The sequence below is a fragment of the Ruminococcus albus 7 = DSM 20455 genome (assembly GCF_000179635.2).
In the GTDB taxonomy this organism is placed as follows: Bacteria; Bacillota; Clostridia; order Oscillospirales; family Ruminococcaceae; genus Hominimerdicola; species Hominimerdicola alba.
This window is the reverse complement of record NC_014833.1, coordinates 3,512,581-3,530,305: the sequence shown is the minus strand read 5'-3', so window position 1 is coordinate 3,530,305 and position 17,725 is coordinate 3,512,581. Positions and strand designations below refer to the sequence as shown.

15 protein-coding genes are annotated in these 17,725 nt (G+C 47.1%); 4 read left to right on the top strand and 11 right to left on the bottom strand.

Annotation, left to right across the window (positions count from 1 at the left end; genetic code table 11):
- Positions 1-21: 21 nt before the first annotated feature.
- The 6 genes from fabG to RUMAL_RS15915 form a co-directional block, all read right to left on the bottom strand.
- On the bottom strand, positions 22-756 hold the full coding sequence (gene fabG, locus RUMAL_RS15940; protein WP_013499715.1) for a 3-oxoacyl-[acyl-carrier-protein] reductase: 735 nt from the start codon (positions 754-756) through the stop codon (positions 22-24).
- Between the two features lie 21 nt (positions 757-777).
- Positions 778-1,251, bottom strand: coding sequence for a hypothetical protein (locus RUMAL_RS15935; protein WP_013499714.1), 474 nt, complete (start codon positions 1,249-1,251; stop codon positions 778-780).
- Between the two features lie 23 nt (positions 1,252-1,274).
- Positions 1,275-2,213, bottom strand: coding sequence for an enoyl-[acyl-carrier-protein] reductase FabK (gene fabK / locus RUMAL_RS15930; protein WP_013499713.1), 939 nt, complete (start codon positions 2,211-2,213; stop codon positions 1,275-1,277).
- A gap of 68 nt (positions 2,214-2,281) precedes the next feature.
- Entirely contained in the window at positions 2,282-2,926 is a 645-nt protein-coding gene (locus RUMAL_RS15925) for an HAD family hydrolase (protein WP_013499712.1), read from the bottom strand.
- Positions 2,898-3,596, bottom strand: a complete 699-nt coding sequence (locus RUMAL_RS15920; RefSeq protein ID WP_242843395.1) for a zinc dependent phospholipase C family protein — start codon at positions 3,594-3,596, stop codon at positions 2,898-2,900. The genes RUMAL_RS15925 and RUMAL_RS15920 overlap by 29 nt, the downstream gene beginning before the upstream one ends.
- 11 nt (positions 3,597-3,607) lie before the next feature.
- On the bottom strand, positions 3,608-4,621 hold the full coding sequence (locus RUMAL_RS15915) for a 3-oxoacyl-ACP synthase III family protein (RefSeq protein ID WP_013499710.1): 1,014 nt from the start codon (positions 4,619-4,621) through the stop codon (positions 3,608-3,610).
- Between the two features lie 527 nt (positions 4,622-5,148).
- On the opposite strand from RUMAL_RS15915, the gene fabD reads away from it, so the two are divergent.
- Positions 5,149-6,075, top strand: a complete 927-nt coding sequence (gene fabD, locus RUMAL_RS15910) for an ACP S-malonyltransferase (protein ID WP_013499709.1) — start codon at positions 5,149-5,151, stop codon at positions 6,073-6,075.
- A 90-nt stretch (positions 6,076-6,165) separates the two neighbouring features.
- Entirely contained in the window at positions 6,166-7,593 is a 1,428-nt protein-coding gene (locus RUMAL_RS15905) for an alanine/glycine:cation symporter family protein (protein ID WP_013499708.1), read from the top strand.
- 328 nt (positions 7,594-7,921) lie between these two features.
- Here the strand turns inward: RUMAL_RS15905 and RUMAL_RS15900 are convergent, their stop codons facing one another.
- From RUMAL_RS15900 to RUMAL_RS15890, 3 genes are read right to left on the bottom strand one after another with little or no spacing between them, the layout of a single operon-like run.
- Entirely contained in the window at positions 7,922-9,133 is a 1,212-nt protein-coding gene (locus tag RUMAL_RS15900) for a DHHW family protein (RefSeq protein WP_013499707.1), read from the bottom strand.
- A gap of 2 nt (positions 9,134-9,135) precedes the next feature.
- Positions 9,136-9,681 carry an NUDIX domain-containing protein gene (locus tag RUMAL_RS15895; RefSeq protein WP_013499706.1) on the bottom strand — a complete coding sequence of 182 codons (546 nt, stop codon included), beginning with the start codon at positions 9,679-9,681 and terminating at the stop codon, positions 9,136-9,138.
- A 17-nt stretch (positions 9,682-9,698) separates the two neighbouring features.
- Positions 9,699-12,113 carry a YfhO family protein gene (locus tag RUMAL_RS15890; protein WP_013499705.1) on the bottom strand — a complete coding sequence of 805 codons (2,415 nt, stop codon included), beginning with the start codon at positions 12,111-12,113 and terminating at the stop codon, positions 9,699-9,701.
- Between the two features lie 329 nt (positions 12,114-12,442).
- On the opposite strand from RUMAL_RS15890, the gene RUMAL_RS15885 reads away from it, so the two are divergent.
- Complete coding sequence (locus RUMAL_RS15885) at positions 12,443-13,030, top strand: sigma-70 family RNA polymerase sigma factor (protein ID WP_013499704.1); 588 nt, start codon at positions 12,443-12,445, stop codon at positions 13,028-13,030.
- 95 nt (positions 13,031-13,125) lie between these two features.
- The gene (locus RUMAL_RS15880; RefSeq protein WP_013499703.1) at positions 13,126-13,407 is read left to right on the top strand and encodes a zinc-ribbon domain containing protein; all 282 of its coding nucleotides are present in this window, start codon (positions 13,126-13,128) and stop codon (positions 13,405-13,407) included.
- Between the two features lie 123 nt (positions 13,408-13,530).
- On the opposite strand, the gene mfd is transcribed toward RUMAL_RS15880, so the two are convergent.
- Both mfd and pth read right to left on the bottom strand, forming a co-directional pair.
- Positions 13,531-17,001: a transcription-repair coupling factor gene (mfd, locus tag RUMAL_RS15875; protein ID WP_013499702.1), complete on the bottom strand. Its 3,471-nt coding sequence runs from the start codon at positions 16,999-17,001 to the stop codon at positions 13,531-13,533.
- An 18-nt stretch (positions 17,002-17,019) separates the two neighbouring features.
- Positions 17,020-17,646: an aminoacyl-tRNA hydrolase gene (gene pth, locus RUMAL_RS15870; protein ID WP_013499701.1), complete on the bottom strand. Its 627-nt coding sequence runs from the start codon at positions 17,644-17,646 to the stop codon at positions 17,020-17,022.
- Positions 17,647-17,725: the final 79 nt, after the last annotated feature.

Here is a 17,725-nt window from a genome sequence, read left to right as displayed (position 1 = left end):
CACTCCTTGCTTTATATCCTGTTACATCATTATGCCGCCGCTTATTTCGATGACCTGACCCGTAACATAGGCCGCATCCTTGGAAGCTAAGAAAGATACCACGCCTGCGATATCCTCTACTTCACCGAAACGCTTCATAGCTATCTGTCCGAGCATAGCGTTCTTCTGGTCATCGGTCAGTTTGTCTGTCATAGGTGTCTTTATGAATCCGGGTGCTACCGCGTTGCAGGTTACGCCGCGTGAGCCCAGCTCCTTGGCAACAGTCTTGGTCATGCCGATGATAGCTGCCTTTGTTGCCGAATAGTTTATCTGTCCGGGGTTGCCGTAAACGCCTGCCACAGAAGCCAGATTGATTATCCTGCCCGACTTCTGTCTCATCATAACGTTGCCCACGAACTTGGACATATTGAATACGCTCTTCTGGTTAACAGCAACTACCAGGTCGTACTGTTCCTCGCTCATTCTCGCCATAAGACCGTCCCTTGTGATGCCTGCGTTGTTTACCAGTACATCTATAGTGCCGAACTCAGCCTTGATAGCCTTTACAGTTTCCTCAGCCTGAGCGTAGTTGGATACATCGCATATGAACTTCTGTACCTTAACGCCCTCAGCCGCTATCTTTTCCATTATGTCGTTATCCTCAAACATAGCCTCGCTGATATCATTGAGAGCTATATCAAATCCGTCCTTGGCAAGTCTCAGTGCGATAGCCGCACCGATACCTCTTGCCGAACCTGTAATAAATGCAGTTGCCATTTTAATATCCTCCGTTTATATTTATATAGTTCCGTTATCGTTGAATTTTGAAACGTCAAGCTCCGGAAAGACTTTACCGCAAATCTCGCAGTAGCCTGCTATTATAGGCAGAGTTTCACGACAGTCTACCTCGCAGAACACTTCGCTTTTTTCAGTTTCTCCATACTTTTCGAGTATTGGAAGACCGCCTGCAAACGCTTTTATTTTATAAAGCTCATCCTGATCCAACGGATTCTCGTAAAAATCATCCGCATCGGAGTCATCCTCTTCGGGAGCTGAAATATAGCCCTCTGTTTCATCGGGACGCCATTCCCAGAGATATCTGCCTTCTATATGGTAGTAAGAATTGCTAATATCGTAATACCCGTTGCCTATACGATGATAAGTTCTTCCGAAAAGATCATCATTGCTGATGGGGAAATCCATTCGTCCCGTTATCAGCTCACCGCCGCATATGGGGCAAAATCTAAAACTCAGCTGCCTTTCTTCAGACATATGCTCTTTCCTCGCTATGTGTTTTATGAATTGAATATCCTCTCAGCCTGAGCAAACATTTCTTCGATTATATCCTTTGCAGGCTTTACTTCGTTTACCATGCCTGCGATAGCGCCGCAGAGGAATGAACCCTCATCGAGGTTGCCGTCCTGAACAGCCTTTCTCAGTGCGCCGAGGGTTATCTTCTCGAACTCGTCGGGGTCGATACCGCCCTCCATCTCACGCTTAGCCAGCTGTTTCAAGAACTTTGTCTTTACGTTTCTGCAAGGATGACCTGTTGTACGTCCTGTAACTACGCTGTCGGTGTCCTTAGCCTTTACGACCAGATCCTTGTAGGTGGGGTGTATCTGACACTCCTCAGCCGCAAGGAAACGTGTACCTACCTGTACGCCCTCAGCACCCAGCATGAAGCTTGCGCAGATACCTCTGCCGTCAGCTATGCCGCCTGCGGCGATAACAGGTATCTCAACTGCATCGACTACCTGAGGTACAAGGCACATGGTTGTGTTCTCACCGATATGTCCGCCGGATTCGGTACCCTCAGCGATAACTGCGTCAGCACCGCTTCTTTCCATTCTCTTTGCCAGTGCAACAGAGGGAACTACGGGTATTACCTTTATACCTGCATTTTTCCAGCCCTCCATGAACTTTCCGGGATTGCCCGCACCTGTTGTTACGAAAGGTACGCCCTCTTCGATGACCAGTTTTGCAAGGTCTTCCGCATTGGGGCTCATCAGCATGATGTTCACGCCGAAAGGCTTGTCGCCAACAGCCTCTTTTGTAAGCCTTATCTGCTCACGAAGATAGTCTATAGGTGCAGAACCGCCTGCGATTATACCTGCGCCGCCTGCATTTGTTACGGCACTTGCAAGGGTATGTTCAGCTATCCATGCCATGCCGCCTTGAAGTATGGGGTACTTTACACCGAGAAGCTCGGTTATCCTTGTTTTTGTGGTAGTCATTCTACTTACCTCACTTTATAATATATTGTAATGTTTTTATGTTTATTGTAAATGTCATATACCGTTACTTAAAGCAGATCTTTTACGATCTCCGGCAGCTTTCTTATGTCATCGAGCACAGCCGCACAGCTGTCTGCCTTGCCGAAGCCGTAAGCCGCGTGTATAAAGGGGACTCCTGCTTCCTTTGCGGCATTGGCATCGCCCTGAGTATCGCCCACGTATACACATTCTTCAATGCCCTGTCTTTCCATAACAAGGCGGATATTCCTGCCCTTTGAAAGACCTGTATTGCCCTCGCATTCGATATCCGAAAAGCATTCGGCAAAACCTATCTGCGAAAGGTATACCTCTATATATCCCGACTGACAGTTGCTGACTATGCCCAGTGTGTATTCCTTTGCAAGCGATCGTATGATATCGCATTCATCGGGATAAAGGGTCGGCAGACCCTTTTTAAGACTGTTCAGATAGTCAAGCTCGTCATCCGAACACATTTTCAGTATACTTATCCTCTCGGATTCATCCATATCGGGGAATATGAGAGCCGCTATTTCGGGAAGTGTCTTTCCCATGCACTGCGATCGCATGAACTCGGATGTTATCTGTTCCTCTCTGCCTGTTTTTTCGCGTATGCACTTGTTCCATGCCCTGACTACCTGTTCTGATGAATCCCAGAGGGTGCCGTCAAGGTCGAACAGTATTGCTTTTTTCATCTGGTGTTTCTCCTGTTTTTTTATCCGAATAATGGTTCTCTATCGCCATCATGTATCTATCGTATGCGTGAGCGCCGTTCTTCACAGCTTCAAGCTCTTTAATGCAAAGGGCTGAGCTTTCATCGACGAACCGCCTTACGACATCCATATCAAAATGCATCGTGTTGCCCTCGTAGTGTGAGTCGATATCGCTGTAGATATCCTTTATGAGCACTTCGGGCTCAAATCCGAATCTTTTGAAAAGTGCAGTATCCCTCAGCCGGTCCGGAACACTAATGTCTTTTTCCATATGATAGAAGTCAGCTATATGTCGATTCAGTATATTGTAATCACGATATAATTCCTGAAACAGGCTTTTTTCGCCGCGGCGTTTGATAAGTCCGAGGTCGATATAGAATATCTGCCTGAAAACATTATCGGATATGAGGTGGAAATAATAGCCGAGATATATGGCATCTGACTTTATCTCTTTTTCATACTCATTATAGAACTGCAAGCTGTCGAACCACTTATATCTGCCGTCATCGAACAGGGTTATGTAGTGGCAGTTGCAGTCATGTTTTTTATCGGGGGGCAGGGCATCGGGGAGAATGCTCCCCAGTATGAAGCCCTCTTTGTCCTCTGTGCAAAGCCTTTCAGCCAGTGTCTTGCCCAGAGCGTAATGCATCATTCTTGAGCCCATCAGTACTCGAATATTATACCGGCGTAGGTCAGACCTCCGCCGAAGCCTACGAAGCATATCTTGTCGCCGCGCTTTATGCGGCCCTCTGCCACCGCATCACAGAAAGCTATCGGTATAGATGCCGAAGAAGTGTTGCCGTAGCGGTCTATGTATACCACCATTTTATCCATAGATACGCCGAGGTTCTTTGCGGCAGTTTCTATTATGCGGACATTTGCCTGATGTGGTACTATGGCATCAAGTTCATCGGGTGTGATGCCTGCCTTTTCGCAAGCCTTGGATACTGCCATTGGCAGAGCCTTCGTTGCGAATTTGTATACTTCCTTGCCGTCCTGAGTGAAGTAGTGCAGTTTGGTCTCGGGCATACCCATATCGAAGTCTTCCTTATTCTTGCGGAATACGTTCTCAGACTTCATAGCCCTTGATACCAGGAACTTTGCACCGTTACCGTCAGCTCCCAGGAAGGAAGACCACAGGGTATCGGGCTTTCTCTCCAGTACGAAAGCCGCAGCGCCGTCACCGAAGAGTATGCAGCTTGAACGGTCGGTATAATCTGTGAACTTTGAAAGCTCCTCAGCCGATACCAGCAGCACCCTGTTAACATCGTCCTCAGCCACAAGATATCTTCTTGCCATATCCAGACCGTAATCAAAACCTGTGCAGGCACAGTTGATATCCATAGCCATACAGCCTATAGCACCAATTTCGCGCTGTATAAGGCAGGCAGTGGAGGGGGTATAATAATCGGGAGTAACAGTGCAGCAGATGATAAGATCAATGTCCTCCGCTTTAAGACCTGCGTCCTCCAGAGCTTTTTCCGCAGCCCTTGCGCCTATCCAGTAGGTAGGCTCACCGTTTGTGATGTGGCGTGTCTTTATGCCCGTGCGCTGAGTTATCCACTCATCGCTGGTATCCACTATCTTTGCGAAATCCTCGTTATCTGCGATCATCTCTGGCACATACTTGCCTATGCCCAGCACCTTTACTCCCGTTACCTTTTTTTCCTGTGACAATTTAAATATCCTCCTTGCTACTACTGTTCCGATCCTTCGGGTAAATCTATGTCAGCTGAGGACTGTGCCTCAGACGATTATTATGCCTGATCGTGTCGGAATCATCCGGCATCATTTGTTATACATTGTTATTTTGAATATTCCGTGATCTGTGATAAAAAAATATAAAAGCCTTGCATTATAGTTGAAACTATGCTATAATTATATTTCAGTACTGTTGTGAGGATAGAATACCCCTTTTGAACAGCCTACCTTTCAATTATAACCTTTTTTGTCTGGCAATTCAATTAACAAATTATGAACAACCACGTCGCTTTCTGAAAATTCAAGGAATTTTTCATAGAATCTCGGGGATTAGTTAATATTTTGTGACCGATTTTGAAATTTATTTGCAAAAGTTAAATTGGTTAACCAAAGTAACTTCGCACAATTCAGCGCGTTGTAAATTATACGCTGTGACTATAAAACATAATTGATAATAGTACAGCATAAGAACATATAATATAAAATATTCAGGAGGAACAATTATGGCAAAGAACGTATTTTTATTTTCCGGACAGGGCTCACAGTACACAGGTATGGCAAAGGAACTTTGTGATAAGTACCCTGCTGCAAAGGCAGTATTTGATAAGGCAAATGAAGTTCTGGGCTACGATATAGCTGATATTGCTTTCAACGGCCCCGATGAGGAGCTCAACAAGACCGTGAATTCTCAGCCTGCTATAATGGCTTGCTCACTTGCAGCCTTTGAAGCTGCAAAAGCAGAGGGTATCACCTTTGACGGCGTTGCAGGTCATTCTCTGGGAGAATATGCAGCTATGGTTGCAGCAGGTGTAGTCACCATAGAGGACGGCTTCAGGCTGATAAAGGCAAGGGCTTCCGCTATGCAGAAGGCTGCTGAGAGCGCAGACGGTGCGATGTACGCTATCATCGGTCTTGATGCAGCAGAAGTCGAGAAGGTTTGCGAGGAGACTGAGGGCTATGTAGTACCCGTAAACTATAACTCCTCCGCACAGACAGTTATCGCAGGTGAAACAGCTGCTTGTGATGCTGCAGCCGCTAAGTTTGCAGAAATGAAGAAGAGGGCTGTAAAGCTCAATGTTGCAAGTGCTTTCCACTCAAAGTTGATGCAGCCTGCTGCCGATGAATTCCTCACTGCAGCGAAGGAGATCACTTTCAAGCCTGCAGAAAAAGAGTTCTATTCCAACGTACTCGGCACTAAGCTCACTGATTTCTCCAATATGCCCGAGCTTCTGGCAAAGCATATCGTTTCGCCCGTTAAGTTCACCTCCGAACTTGCCGAGATGGAAAATGCAGGATATGAGAACTTCATCGAGCTGGGACCCAACAAGGTGCTGACAGGTCTTGTTAAGAAGACTCTCAAAGGCAAAAATGCTGTAAATATCGAGAACGAAGCTACTCTGGCTAAGGCGCTTGAAAGCCTGAACGGTTAAGATCATCTTCCCCTCGCTTACAGCGGGGGGATATTTATAATATCTGTAGTGACCGACGGTCATGTATTTGGGATAAGATAGGGGATCATTATGGAAAAATTCAACGAGATCGTACATGAGATAGATGACTGCGTCTGGGGTATACCGCTTATTGTCATGATATTGTTCTGCGGACTGCTGCTGACTGTCCGCGTGGGACTTCTTCAGGTGCGCAAGCTGGGTCTGGCGCTGAAGTATATGTTCAAGGACGAAGAAAGCGGCAGCGGTGAGGTATCGGGATTTCAGGCGCTGTGTACTGCACTTTCCGCGACGGTGGGAACAGGAAATATCGTAGGTGTTGCAACAGCACTATGTGCAGGCGGACCCGGTGCGCTTTTGTGGATGGAGATAGCTGCATTCCTCGGCATGGCTACAAAGTACGCCGAAGGTCTGCTGGCGATAAAGTACCGCCGCAAGGATAAAAATGGCAATATTCTCGGCGGCCCTTTCTACTACATTGAAGGCGGCATGGGTCAAAAATGGAAATGGCTGGGAAAAACCTTTGCGCTGTTCGGTGTCCTCGCAGGACTTATGGGAATAGGTACTATAACCCAGATAAACGGCATTACCTCAGCCGCCAACGGATTCTTCCATAACGAGATCGCACAACGTACCGTGAACATCTTCGGTGCGGATTACACCTATACGACTATCATAGCGGGCATAATAATAACAGTTCTCGCTGCGCTGATAATCATCGGCGGTATAAAGAGGATAGCTACTGTATCCGAGATCGTAGTCCCTGCGATGATACTCATATACGTCGGAAGTTGTCTGATCATCATTTTCACACATCTTGGTGAGATACCCGATGCAGTTATGCAGATAGTAAAAGGTGCATTCGGCGCAAGACCTCTTGCGGGCGGTCTGACGGGCTTTGCGGTAATGAAGTTGTCCATGCGCAACGGTGTTGCAAGAGGTATCTTCTCGAATGAAGCTGGTCTTGGTTCAGCACCTATCGCAGCAGCTGCTGCAAGGACGAATGAACCTGTGCGTCAGGGTCTTGTGACAATGACAGGTACATTCATTGATACTATACTGGTCTGCACCATGACAGGACTTTCCATCGTTATGGCAGGCAGCCACGAAAAAGGTCTTGAGGGCGTTGCTGTTACCACAGACGCTTTCAAATGTGGTCTGCCTTTCCCCGAAAGAGTATCTTCGTTTATGCTGATGTGCTGTCTGGCTGTGTTCGCATTCACAACTATCCTCGGCTGGAATTACTATTCCGAACGATGTCTTTCGTATCTTACCGGTTCAAACAAGAAAATAACATCAGTGTACAGATACATCTACATAGCATTTGTCTTTATTGGTCCTTACCTTACTGTAGAAGCAGTATGGAATCTCGCTGATATATTCAACGGTCTTATGGCACTGCCGAACATAGTGGCACTGGTCTGCCTTTCAGGAACGGTGCGTTCTGAAACAAAAGACTATTTCAGACGGCTGAAGGAAGATAAACGCAAAGCTGCATAGTTCATTAAAATAAAAGTCTGCACCCATAAGGGCAGTACTCATACGGAAGTTTTATGTTATCTATTGGGGAAAACCCTTTTGAAAAAGGGTTATTCCCCAAACCCCTTTCCGAAAACTTCTATTTCTTTTGGGCAGGGGGTAGCTATGTTTGCAAACATAGCTACCCCCTGTCTTTTTCTGTCTTTATAAAAAAACTACCCCCTGCCCAAAAGAGTTAAAAGTCTTTTGAAGGGGGTTCGGGGGATAACTTTTCTTCAGAAAGGTTTCCTCCAGTAGTTACCATAATTATTCTCTATGGGTACCCGCCTTAAGGGTGTCAGACTTTTTATTATTCAAGATATCCGAAGTTGCTGTCGGAATTTATAAAATCGATATTGTAGATGTATATCACTCTGTTGATATCATGGCTTTTTACGTATTCCGATACAGTTTCTTCTTCAAAGTGGTAGTACCTCAGGTCTATCATGCTGATGTGTTTGAACTGCGCACAAAGTTCGGGAAGAACGGCATTGGCGTAGCTGTCTTTCAGCAGCAGCACCTTTTCATCGGACGCGCCGTTTGTTTCCAGTTCGCAGAGCGCGAAGTTACCGCCCATTATTGAAGCGTACTTGTCTTTGGTGGTTTCGGGAGCTTTTACGAACAGTCCCTGTTTGGTAGGTATACCGTTTATTTCTGTACACTCCGCAGGAATTTCGTGATCACCGCCTCGGGATACATACTTTACGGTGATATCGTTGCCCTCGTATGAAACGAGGTCGATGGTATCGCTTTTTGCCCATGCCGCAGGTGCTTTTGAGTACAGTGTGCCGTAAAAGTCCGTAAGCTGTCGGGTAGTCTTTTCATACCCCTTTGCTGCAGGCAGATCCATTATCTGTCTTAGCACTGAATATCCCAGTTCAGCACCTTGTGAAGTCCAGTGATGATCAGTGCGGTAATAGCAGCTGTCACCTCCGTTTCTCAGGGCTTCTTCGGGATAGGCAAAGTCTATCCTGTCCGAGAGTGTTTCGCGTATATGCTCGGCTGTTTCATGCTGATCTCCGCACTTGTTCACTGCGGGAAGTTTGTCTTTCAGCACACAGGAAGCGTTCGGCACCAGCAGGAAAGTCACGGGTATATCGCTGTCAAGCCCCTCTGCGAAGCTGTTCAGGAATCCGATGTTCATATCCACCCTTGCCCTGTCCTCATGGTAATCCTGAATATAGAAGCTGTCATCTGCCAGATATACGCCGTTCATGAAGTTTTTACCGAGGGAAGCATCAGCAGCGGTCTTTAATGTTACAAGCTGATCCTTCATAAATATCTGATCGGACATATAGTTTTCTATATCCTTGGTGAAGTCGCCTTTTTTGAGCCTCTCAAAAGAGAATTCGGGGGCTTGCTGCAGCGAACGGTTCTCCATTTCAGAGAATTTTCTGTCAGGGCTTATTATGCCCGCCGATGCCATACCGAATACCAGCACCAGGAATACGCCTGCAGTTATCAGGTGCCCCGTCTTCGGCAGAGTACGGTTCTTTGCTTTTTTATTGGTTTTCTTTCCCATTATCAGATATCACCGCCGTGAAGTTTAAAATATGTTTTCAGTACAGTTATCTGAGTTTTGGCATCGCAGAGTTTGTTTTCCATTACCATGCGGTAAGCCTCTTTCAGTGGTACCTTTTTAACATCAAGGAACTCGCCGTCATCAAGGTGCTGTTCGCCGAAATGCAGACCTCTTGCAAGGAATATATGGATTATCTCGGTGTCATACGCTACAGTAGGGTACAGGCATCCGAGGTATTCAAAGCTTTCAGCAGTCGCGCCGACTTCTTCTTTCAGCTCGCGTCTGCCGCATTCCTCGGGGTCTTCGCCGTATTCCAGCTTGCCTGCGGGGACCTCGGTCAGCGCTTTCCCGAAGGGATAGCGGAATTGTTCCACCATGTAAATATCTTCATTATCATCAATGGCAGCCACACAGACACCGCCCGGGTGCCTGATGAATTCGCGGATGCCTTTATCGCCGTTTTCCAGCTCTATCTCATCACGGAACAGTTTTATGACTACGCCGTCAAAAAGCTGTTCTGACGAGAGCTTTTTTTCATTTAGATACATATCTGCCTCCCGAAGTGTTACCCTTCTGTTTTAGCTTTCTTTTCGTCCTTGTCAAAGAACCTGCGGTAAACCAGATATCCCACAAGAGCCACAAATCCGAAAATGGTCAGTGCTATGCCCTTGTTCTGACCGTCAGCGGTGTAGCTGAATACTATCTCACTGTCGCCCTCGGGGACAAGTACAGCCATCATGCCGTAGTTTACTTTTTCTACCTTGACGTCCTTGCCGTTCACCTTAGCTGACCAGCCCTTTTCGTAGGGGATGCTGAAGTATACCAGCTTAGGTTCTTCAAGCTTTATCTTGCCTGTGAAGCCGTTGGTATCATGGCGGAAGTAATAGCAGCTCTCCGCTTTTCTTTCGGCACAGTTTTTGAGATAGTTGTGGTGGTTGAGCTCGTCTTCGTCAAAATCGTAGTACTTTATATAGTCGGAATATACCGCAGCCTGATTGCTGTCAAGCACAAGCGCCTTGGTGAGCAGTATGGTCTTTTCAAGCTTATCCTGCTCCTTGACTGCGGCATCGTCGGTATAATAATCAAAGGCGAAGCCCATGGGGATATAGTTCTGGTTCTCGTAGATATTGAAACCGTTCATGGTATCCATATATGTGAAGCCCAGCAGCTTAGGTACTGCTTCTGACTTGGGGTTCTCATCTTCACCCTTTATCTGCTTATCTGAAAGCTCATCGAAGTAGTATCTTACAGAATTAAGGGATCTCAGCGGATAGTACTCGGGCTCTATACGTGTAGCCACATCTCTCTGCTGATCAAGTTCTGCATAGAAATCCATTATAGCAGGGTCAACACAGCTATGGAAGCATCTCATAGAGGAAAGATCCCAGAACATACACCAGTTATCCACGCTTTCGGATGTATCTATACGGTAAAAATCGGAATCCTCTCCGCCGTAGGAGAATTCGGCGTCCAGCTTTGCGGTGTCGATATTCTTTCCGCCGTTTATTGCTCTTTCGATGTAGTCTGCATTGTCATTTCCCTGTTTAACACCGTACCATACCTCGGATGAGTTGCATATCACGCAGGCGATGGCGGTCATTATCACAGCTATGGTCGAGAATCTCCTGCCTCGTGGGATAAAGTATATAAGCGCACCCAGTGCGATTATCATTCCGACGGTGACACCTATCTGGATATAGTAAAGCTCAGGGTACTGTGCCAGCTTGCCGTAAACTATTTCCTTGCCTTCGTACTTGGGCAGAAGTCCTACCGCAAGGAAACCTATGCCGGCTATAGTGGTAGGCAGGAATCCCTTTTTCAGCTTCTCAGGGTCTTCCTCCAGTACCTTTGCCGTCATCAGTGCGAATATCAGTATTGGGTGATAGTACCATCTTGCATAGTAGGAAGAATTGAACAGCATGAAAGCTGAGTTCAGTATAGGCACGCAAGCCATTATTACGAATACTATCACTGACCAGCCCAGCCAGTCGCGCTTTTTGCGTGTGCGCATATAGGCGATGACACCGCACATGGAGAACAGTGGCAGATATCCTGCGAGGGAAGCCCACCTTGCGCTGTCAACATCGAATATATTTACTCTTGCAGGCATATCCGAAAGGGTGAAGAATGCCTGGAATATCCTTGCGATACGTGCTTTGTCGTTATAAAGGATATAATCAAGACCCACCATGCGCTCGTTTACGCGGTAGTTGTTCATTACCATCAGCACTGAGGGCAGCAGTATGATACAGGACATAGCCAGACCGATAACAGCCTCAACACCGAGATAAATGAATTTTTTCATGCTGATCTTGAAATCCTTATCGATGCATCTGAGGAAGAAGTATATAACTGTGAATACCACTGCGCTGACAAAGAAGAAATAGCTTATTGTCGCGGTCAATGCCACCGCTATAGCGAATGCGCCTTTTTTGTTTTCCTGGACCAGCAGTTCAAATGCCAGCAGCAGGAGAGGGAAAAATGCGGTCGCATCGTGGAAGTGGTTGAAGAATATGTTGTATGTCTGAAATCCCGAGAATGCGTACAGCAATCCGCCGATAACAGCGCAGTCCTTGTTTTCGATGAACCTGCGCAGGTAAGCGTAGGCGCATACACCTGCAACACCTGTCTTTATGGCGAGGAGCCACGGCATGAGGTATACCGTTGAACCTACAGGGAACAGGGTGGTCAGCCAGAAAAATGGCGAGCCCAGCAGGTAGAATGAATAGGTGCTGACAAATCCCGAACCAAGGTCTGTGCCCCAGTCCCAGCCGAGGTTTCCTTCCTTGACCATCTGCTGTGCGTGCTTGTAGAACATCAGCTGCTGTGAGTTGAAGTCACCGTAATACATAAATATGCCGTGGTTCTGTATCATCGCAGGCAGAAAGCCCACCATCATCCCCACAAAGGCAATAATGAAAAGCAGAAGATATTTTTCTTTCTCTTTGCCCTCAGGCGGCTTTAGTTTACTTTTGAACATCTGAGAATTTTCCTTTCCTTTATATAAATATAGTATTGCATACAAAGTTAATTATAACACAGTTGACAAATTAATGCAATAGTTTTTTTCAAAACCGCTTAACTATCAGCTTTTAGGAATGGTATGAGTACGGTGTGATTTATGATCCGGTACAGCTGAGAATGGTTATAACTGTGGTCTATATTGCCAATAATTTTGTGCTAAATATGTACGTTGTTACAAAAAATTCAAAAAGCAAAAATAATTTAATTCATTCTCTTGACTTATTGTGTAGAAAATGTTATGATATGTTTACATTGTAATGTACCACAGTTTAAGGCGGTGCTCAGGTGTATAGCGGTCATGTGAGAGATTATGAACAGTTTAGCGATGAAGAGCTGGCTAGGCTCTCGGGCAGTGACAAAGCTGCACTGAGTGCGCTTTTATTCAGGTATATGGGAACTGCAGAACGTATTGCAGCGGGTATCGCGCCCGGTGCGGGACGTGAACAGACTGTCAAGGATCTGGTGCAGGAGGGCATGATGGCTCTGCTGCGTGCGGTAAACAGCTACCGCCCTGACAGAGGGGCAGGCTTTGCGGCGTATGCAGGTGTCTGCATAAGGCACAGTATGCTCTCATATATTATGAAGGATAACAGGTACAGCGGAGAGAACAGGATATCTACTGATGAGCTGGATGATGATCTGAGCGGCAGTGATGAGGATATACCTGAGAATGCGGTGATAGCCAAGGAGGAGCATGACGGTCTTTTCGGGCGTATCGCTGATGAGCTTTCCGAACGTGAGTGGCAGGTGCTTCAGCTTTTTCTGAACGGACACTCATACAGGCAGATAGCTGAGAAAATGAGTATCAGCGAGAAGTCTGTGAACAATACCATGCAGCGGGTCAGAAAAAAGCTGCGTGGGATATTTGGATAACGCTGCGCTGCTCAACGGTGGGCGGACACGATAGTGACGGTGCGAATCCGTCGGCGGCGGGACAATTACTATTTTTAAGATCGAGGTAAGAGAAAATGTACGAGGACAAGACTTTAGTTTGCAAAGATTGTGGAAAAGAATTCATCTTTACTGCCGGTGAGCAGGAGTTCTATGCTGAGAAAGGCTTCACAAATGAGCCCCAGAGATGCAAGGCTTGCAGAGATGCAAGAAAGCAGGCAGGCAGAGCTGAAAGACAGACCTACACAGCTGTATGTGCAGCTTGCGGCGGAGAGGCTACTATACCTTTCAAGCCCCGTGAGGACAGACCTGTATACTGCAGCGAGTGCTTTGCAAAGATGAAAGAGGAACAGTTCTGATATAACTGATATGGTTCATGTCGGTCCATGACCGTGGAAAGCGCTGCCTTTAAGGCGGCGCTTTTTATGTATACAAGATAAAAAAGGGCGGACAGACCGCAGAGTCTGTCCGCTCGTATCATATCAGGACTTTGTTTTGTGTACTGCACCGTAAAGCACTTCGATAACTTCCTGCATCAGTTCAGCAGATTTCTGCTGCTTGCCGAGGGTCACTGCGAAGTAAGGCTTCAGCTCGTCAACAAAACGTACCTTGCTTTTGTATTTGTCTGCAAGTGCCGCTATCTGTCTGGGTTCAAGGGTGGTGATGTAGAACTGCATCTTCACGCCCATCTGCTTGATCTCCTTTATGCCGAGCCTTGAAGCCCTGTTTCTCAGCAGCGCTATCTGTACCAGACCAAGCACAGACTTGGGCGGGTCACCGTAACGGTCTATCAGTTCGTCAAGAACATCGCGGGAATCCTCCTCAGTAGCTATTGACGCTATCTTTCGGTAAGCATCTACCCTCTGTGCCGCGTTTTCAATGTAGCCGTCGGGGATATACGCATTTATAGCAATATCAACAAGGCAGTCCTCAGGCGAATGTGGTATCTCCTCGCCCCTCTGTTCAGCTAAGGCTTCATTGAGAAGTCTGAGGTACATATCATATCCCACAGCCTCCATGTGACCGTGCTGTTTTGCCGAGAGTATACTTCCTGCACCGCGTATCTCCAGATCTCTCATAGCTATATGGAAGCCGGAGCCGAACTGTGTGAACTCCCTTATAGCCTGCAGTCTTTTGCTTGCGATCTCGTTGAGTACCTTTCCGCGCTTGAATGTGAAGTAGGCAAAAGCTCGCCTGTTTGAACGTCCTACACGGCCTCTCAGCTGGTGCAGCTGTGAAAGTCCCAGTCTGTCTGCGTCCTCGATTATCAGTGTATTTACGTTTGGTACATCTATACCCGTTTCGATAAGGGTGGTGCATACCAGTATATCTATCTCGTGTTCGACTACCTGCCGCCATATCTCGGATAGTTCTTTTTCGTCCATCTGTCCGTGTGCGTAGCCTATACGTGCATCCGGGATACTGTTTTGCAGACGGTCAACAGTTCTCAGTATGGTATCTATCCTGTTGTGTATATAGTATACCTGACCGCCGCGCCTTAACTCCTTGGTTATAGCCTGAAGTATCACACCGTCGTTGTGTTCTATGACGTAGGTCTGTATAGGATGTCTGTCCATAGGTGGTTCTTCGATAACGGACATATCCCTTATGCCGCTGAGTGCCATATTAAGGGTACGGGGGATAGGTGTGGCGGAAAGGGTCAGTATATCCACACCTGGGTGGTTCTCCTTGAATTTTTCCTTGTGCGCCACGCCGAAACGCTGTTCCTCGTCTATTATGGCAAGACCTAAGTCCTTGAATTCAACATCCTTTGATACCAGTCTGTGAGTGCCTATTATGAGGTCGATAGTACCTCTTTTGAGTTCGCGGACGATAGCTGATTGCTCCTTGGGTTTGCGGAATCTTGACAGCAGTTCCACTTTAACAGCGAAATGCTCAAAGCGCTTTATCGCCGTCTGATAGTGCTGCCATGCAAGTACGGTGGTAGGTGCCAGTATCGCGCACTGCTTTCCGTTAACAACGCACTTGAAAGCCGCCCTCAGTGCCACTTCCGTTTTGCCGAAGCCAACATCGCCGCAGAGAAGTCTGTCCATGGGGGTCTGCTTTTCCATATCGCCTTTTATCTCGTTTATCGCCCTCAGCTGGTCATCGGTCTCCTGATAGTCAAATCTTTCCTCAAAATCCCTCTGCCAGTCGTCATCCGGTTCAAAGGAATATCCCTTTGCCATCTGGCGCTGTGCGTACAGCTTGGTCAGTTCCTCAGCCATATCCTTTACTGCGGCACGAACCTTGTTCCTTGTGCGCGTCCATTCGGTGGAATTAAGCTTGTTCAGCCTGATATTGCCGTCCTCGCCGGGCCCCACATACCTTGATACAAGGTCAAGCTGAGTAACTGGCACATAAAGTACATCCGTACCTGCATAGCTTATGGTGATATAGTCCTTTTTCACGCCGCTTGTTTCGATGTTCTTTATGCCCATGAACTTTCCTATGCCGTACATTGAATGCACAACAAGATCTCCCGAATGAATATCGGAGAGCGCCTTTATCTCCTCGCCTGCTTTGTGCTTGGGCTTTTTGCGCTTCGATGACAGGGCTTTCATCTGGGTTATCAGAGCACAGCCTATGGAAGGATAATCATATCCCGCCGAAAGACTGCCTGTACGAACATAGACTTTTCCCGGCTTTATCTCGAAGCTTTCGCTCATCTGTTCCGCGTTTATACCGGAATCGTTCAGATCCTTTACGATGATAGGTACTGTCTTTTCAGATCCTGCCAGCACTACCGTACAGTAGCCGTTGTCGCATAGGGTCTGCAGTTCCTCCTGCAAAGCCACCATGCTTCCGCCCCATGCAGAGGTCTGGCGGCAGTCGGTGTTTATCAGCTTTTTGAGCTTCACACTGTTCAGCGAGCGCATGAAGGTATCCATGAAGATAGTCTTCATATTTACTATCCTGCTCTCTGCCTGACCTATATCAAGGTTGAAGCCCTCCAGCCGCTTGAAGAGTATACCCTCGGTATAGAGTATCTTTAAGTCCTCTGCCAGCTGTGCAAGCGCCGCCTTGCCCTTTTCAATACAGTTGTTGTATTCAGATACAGCACAGAATCCTCCGCCGAAATAGTCAAATACCGTTGCTGTTTCGCTGTAGGCAAGGGAGTAGTATTTATCAAGGTCTGTAAGCATTATGCCGCTCTCGATGAGGTCTATATCCTTTTGGATATGCTCTCTTATCTTGTCTGTCAGCTTTCCTCGGGCAGACTTTGCCAGTTCTTCCATACGTCTTACCTGTTCGGCGCTGTCGGGGAAGATTATCTCCAGTGCAGGTGCGACAGTCACTTTATCCAGCGGCTCGGAACGTCTTTGAGATTCAACATCGAAATATGCCATAGTGTCAACCTCATCGCCCCAAAGCTCGATACGCACAGGCTGTTTGTCCTGTACGGGGAAGATATCTACTATAGAACCTCTCACAGCGAACTGTGCTGCGCCTTCTACCTGGTCGGTCTTGGTATATCCTGCAGCCAGCAGTCTGGCGGAAAGCGCCTCGGTGTCGATCGTGCTGCCGTTCTCGATAATGAAGGTGTTCTCTCTCAGGGCAGCCGGCGGTATCGTTCCTTGCAGACAAGCTTCCATGCTTGCCGCCATTATCCTGCAATTGCCCGATGCTATATCCGAAAGCGCAGCTATACGCCTGTGTTCGTATTCACGGGATATGCCCTCCATATATGCGAAGTTCATATCCTTAGCAGGATAAACGCAGGCTATCTGTTCGCCTGCCATCTCGTTCATATCCGATACCATTTTAGTAGCATCAGCTTCGTCTGCACATATAAGCAGGCATTTTCCAAGCGAGGAAAGCGCCGCTGTCAGCATAGCCTTGTGTATCCCCGAAACGCCCGTTACTGCCGCGGGAGTATAACCTTTCAGCAGGCAGTTCTTGATATCCTTGTAATGTTCAAGACGGCTTGCTGTTTCTAAAAATATATTCATCTTACCATACCCTAAAAACTACGCATTGTATTTGTTCATAGCTTCATCTATCTTCCCCTGCACCATAAGTTCAAGGGCATCACAAGCCTTATCGGCGGCATTTCCGAGCTTTTCCATGTCCTCATCACCGAACTTTGAGAGCACCCATTTCGCAAGGTCGTAAGCAGGGTTCGGCTTTTTGCCAACCCCAAGCTTTATCCTCGGGAAATCCTCGCCGCCGCACTGGGCGATGATGCTTTTTATGCCGTTGTGCCCGCCTGCCGAACCTTTTCTCCTTATCCTCATGTGTCCCACATCAAGGGAGATATCATCGAATATCACTATGACATTTTCAAGTGGTATCTTGTAAAAGTCCATAGCCTCCGAGACTGCATCGCCGCTGAGGTTCATAAAAGTCTCGGGCTTCATCACAAGACAGCTTTTGCCGCCTATGACGGTATTGCCTACCTTAGCCTTGAACTTGTGCCTGTCACAGGAGAATCCCAGCTTTTTCTCCAGGGCTTCTATCGTTATGAAGCCTGCATTGTGCCTTGTACCTTCATACTGTATACCGGGGTTTCCCAATCCCACGATGATATACTCGGGTTTTGTACCTGTTTCGCCGCGCTGCGCGGAGAGCTGTTTCAGCTTTTCAAAAATATCCATATTCTTACTCCTGTCTGAAATAAGTTGTATCCTGCCTTATCAATACCATTATGACTGTGCCGTTTATATATGCACGCAC

Bases quoted from the DNA above. Each gene is read 5' to 3' on its own strand.
- RUMAL_RS15920 (WP_242843395.1), bottom strand. From the start codon at position 3,596: ATGATGCATTACGCTCTGGGCAAGACACTGGCTGAAAGGCTTTGCACA.
- pth (WP_013499701.1), bottom strand. From the start codon at position 17,646: ATGGATATTTTTGAAAAGCTGAAACAGCTCTCCGCGCAGCGCGGCGAA.
- mfd (WP_013499702.1), bottom strand. From the start codon at position 17,001: ATGAATATATTTTTAGAAACAGCAAGCCGTCTTGAACATTACAAGGAT.
- RUMAL_RS15905 (WP_013499708.1), top strand. From the start codon at position 6,166: ATGGAAAAATTCAACGAGATCGTACATGAGATAGATGACTGCGTCTGG.
- fabG (WP_013499715.1), bottom strand. From the start codon at position 756: ATGGCAACTGCATTTATTACAGGTTCGGCAAGAGGTATCGGTGCGGCT.
- RUMAL_RS15935 (WP_013499714.1), bottom strand. From the start codon at position 1,251: ATGTCTGAAGAAAGGCAGCTGAGTTTTAGATTTTGCCCCATATGCGGC.
- RUMAL_RS15880 (WP_013499703.1), top strand. From the start codon at position 13,126: ATGTACGAGGACAAGACTTTAGTTTGCAAAGATTGTGGAAAAGAATTC.
- RUMAL_RS15890 (WP_013499705.1), bottom strand. From the start codon at position 12,113: ATGTTCAAAAGTAAACTAAAGCCGCCTGAGGGCAAAGAGAAAGAAAAA.
- fabK (WP_013499713.1), bottom strand. From the start codon at position 2,213: ATGACTACCACAAAAACAAGGATAACCGAGCTTCTCGGTGTAAAGTAC.
- RUMAL_RS15900 (WP_013499707.1), bottom strand. From the start codon at position 9,133: ATGGGAAAGAAAACCAATAAAAAAGCAAAGAACCGTACTCTGCCGAAG.
- RUMAL_RS15925 (WP_013499712.1), bottom strand. From the start codon at position 2,926: ATGAAAAAAGCAATACTGTTCGACCTTGACGGCACCCTCTGGGATTCA.
- fabD (WP_013499709.1), top strand. From the start codon at position 5,149: ATGGCAAAGAACGTATTTTTATTTTCCGGACAGGGCTCACAGTACACA.
- RUMAL_RS15895 (WP_013499706.1), bottom strand. From the start codon at position 9,681: ATGTATCTAAATGAAAAAAAGCTCTCGTCAGAACAGCTTTTTGACGGC.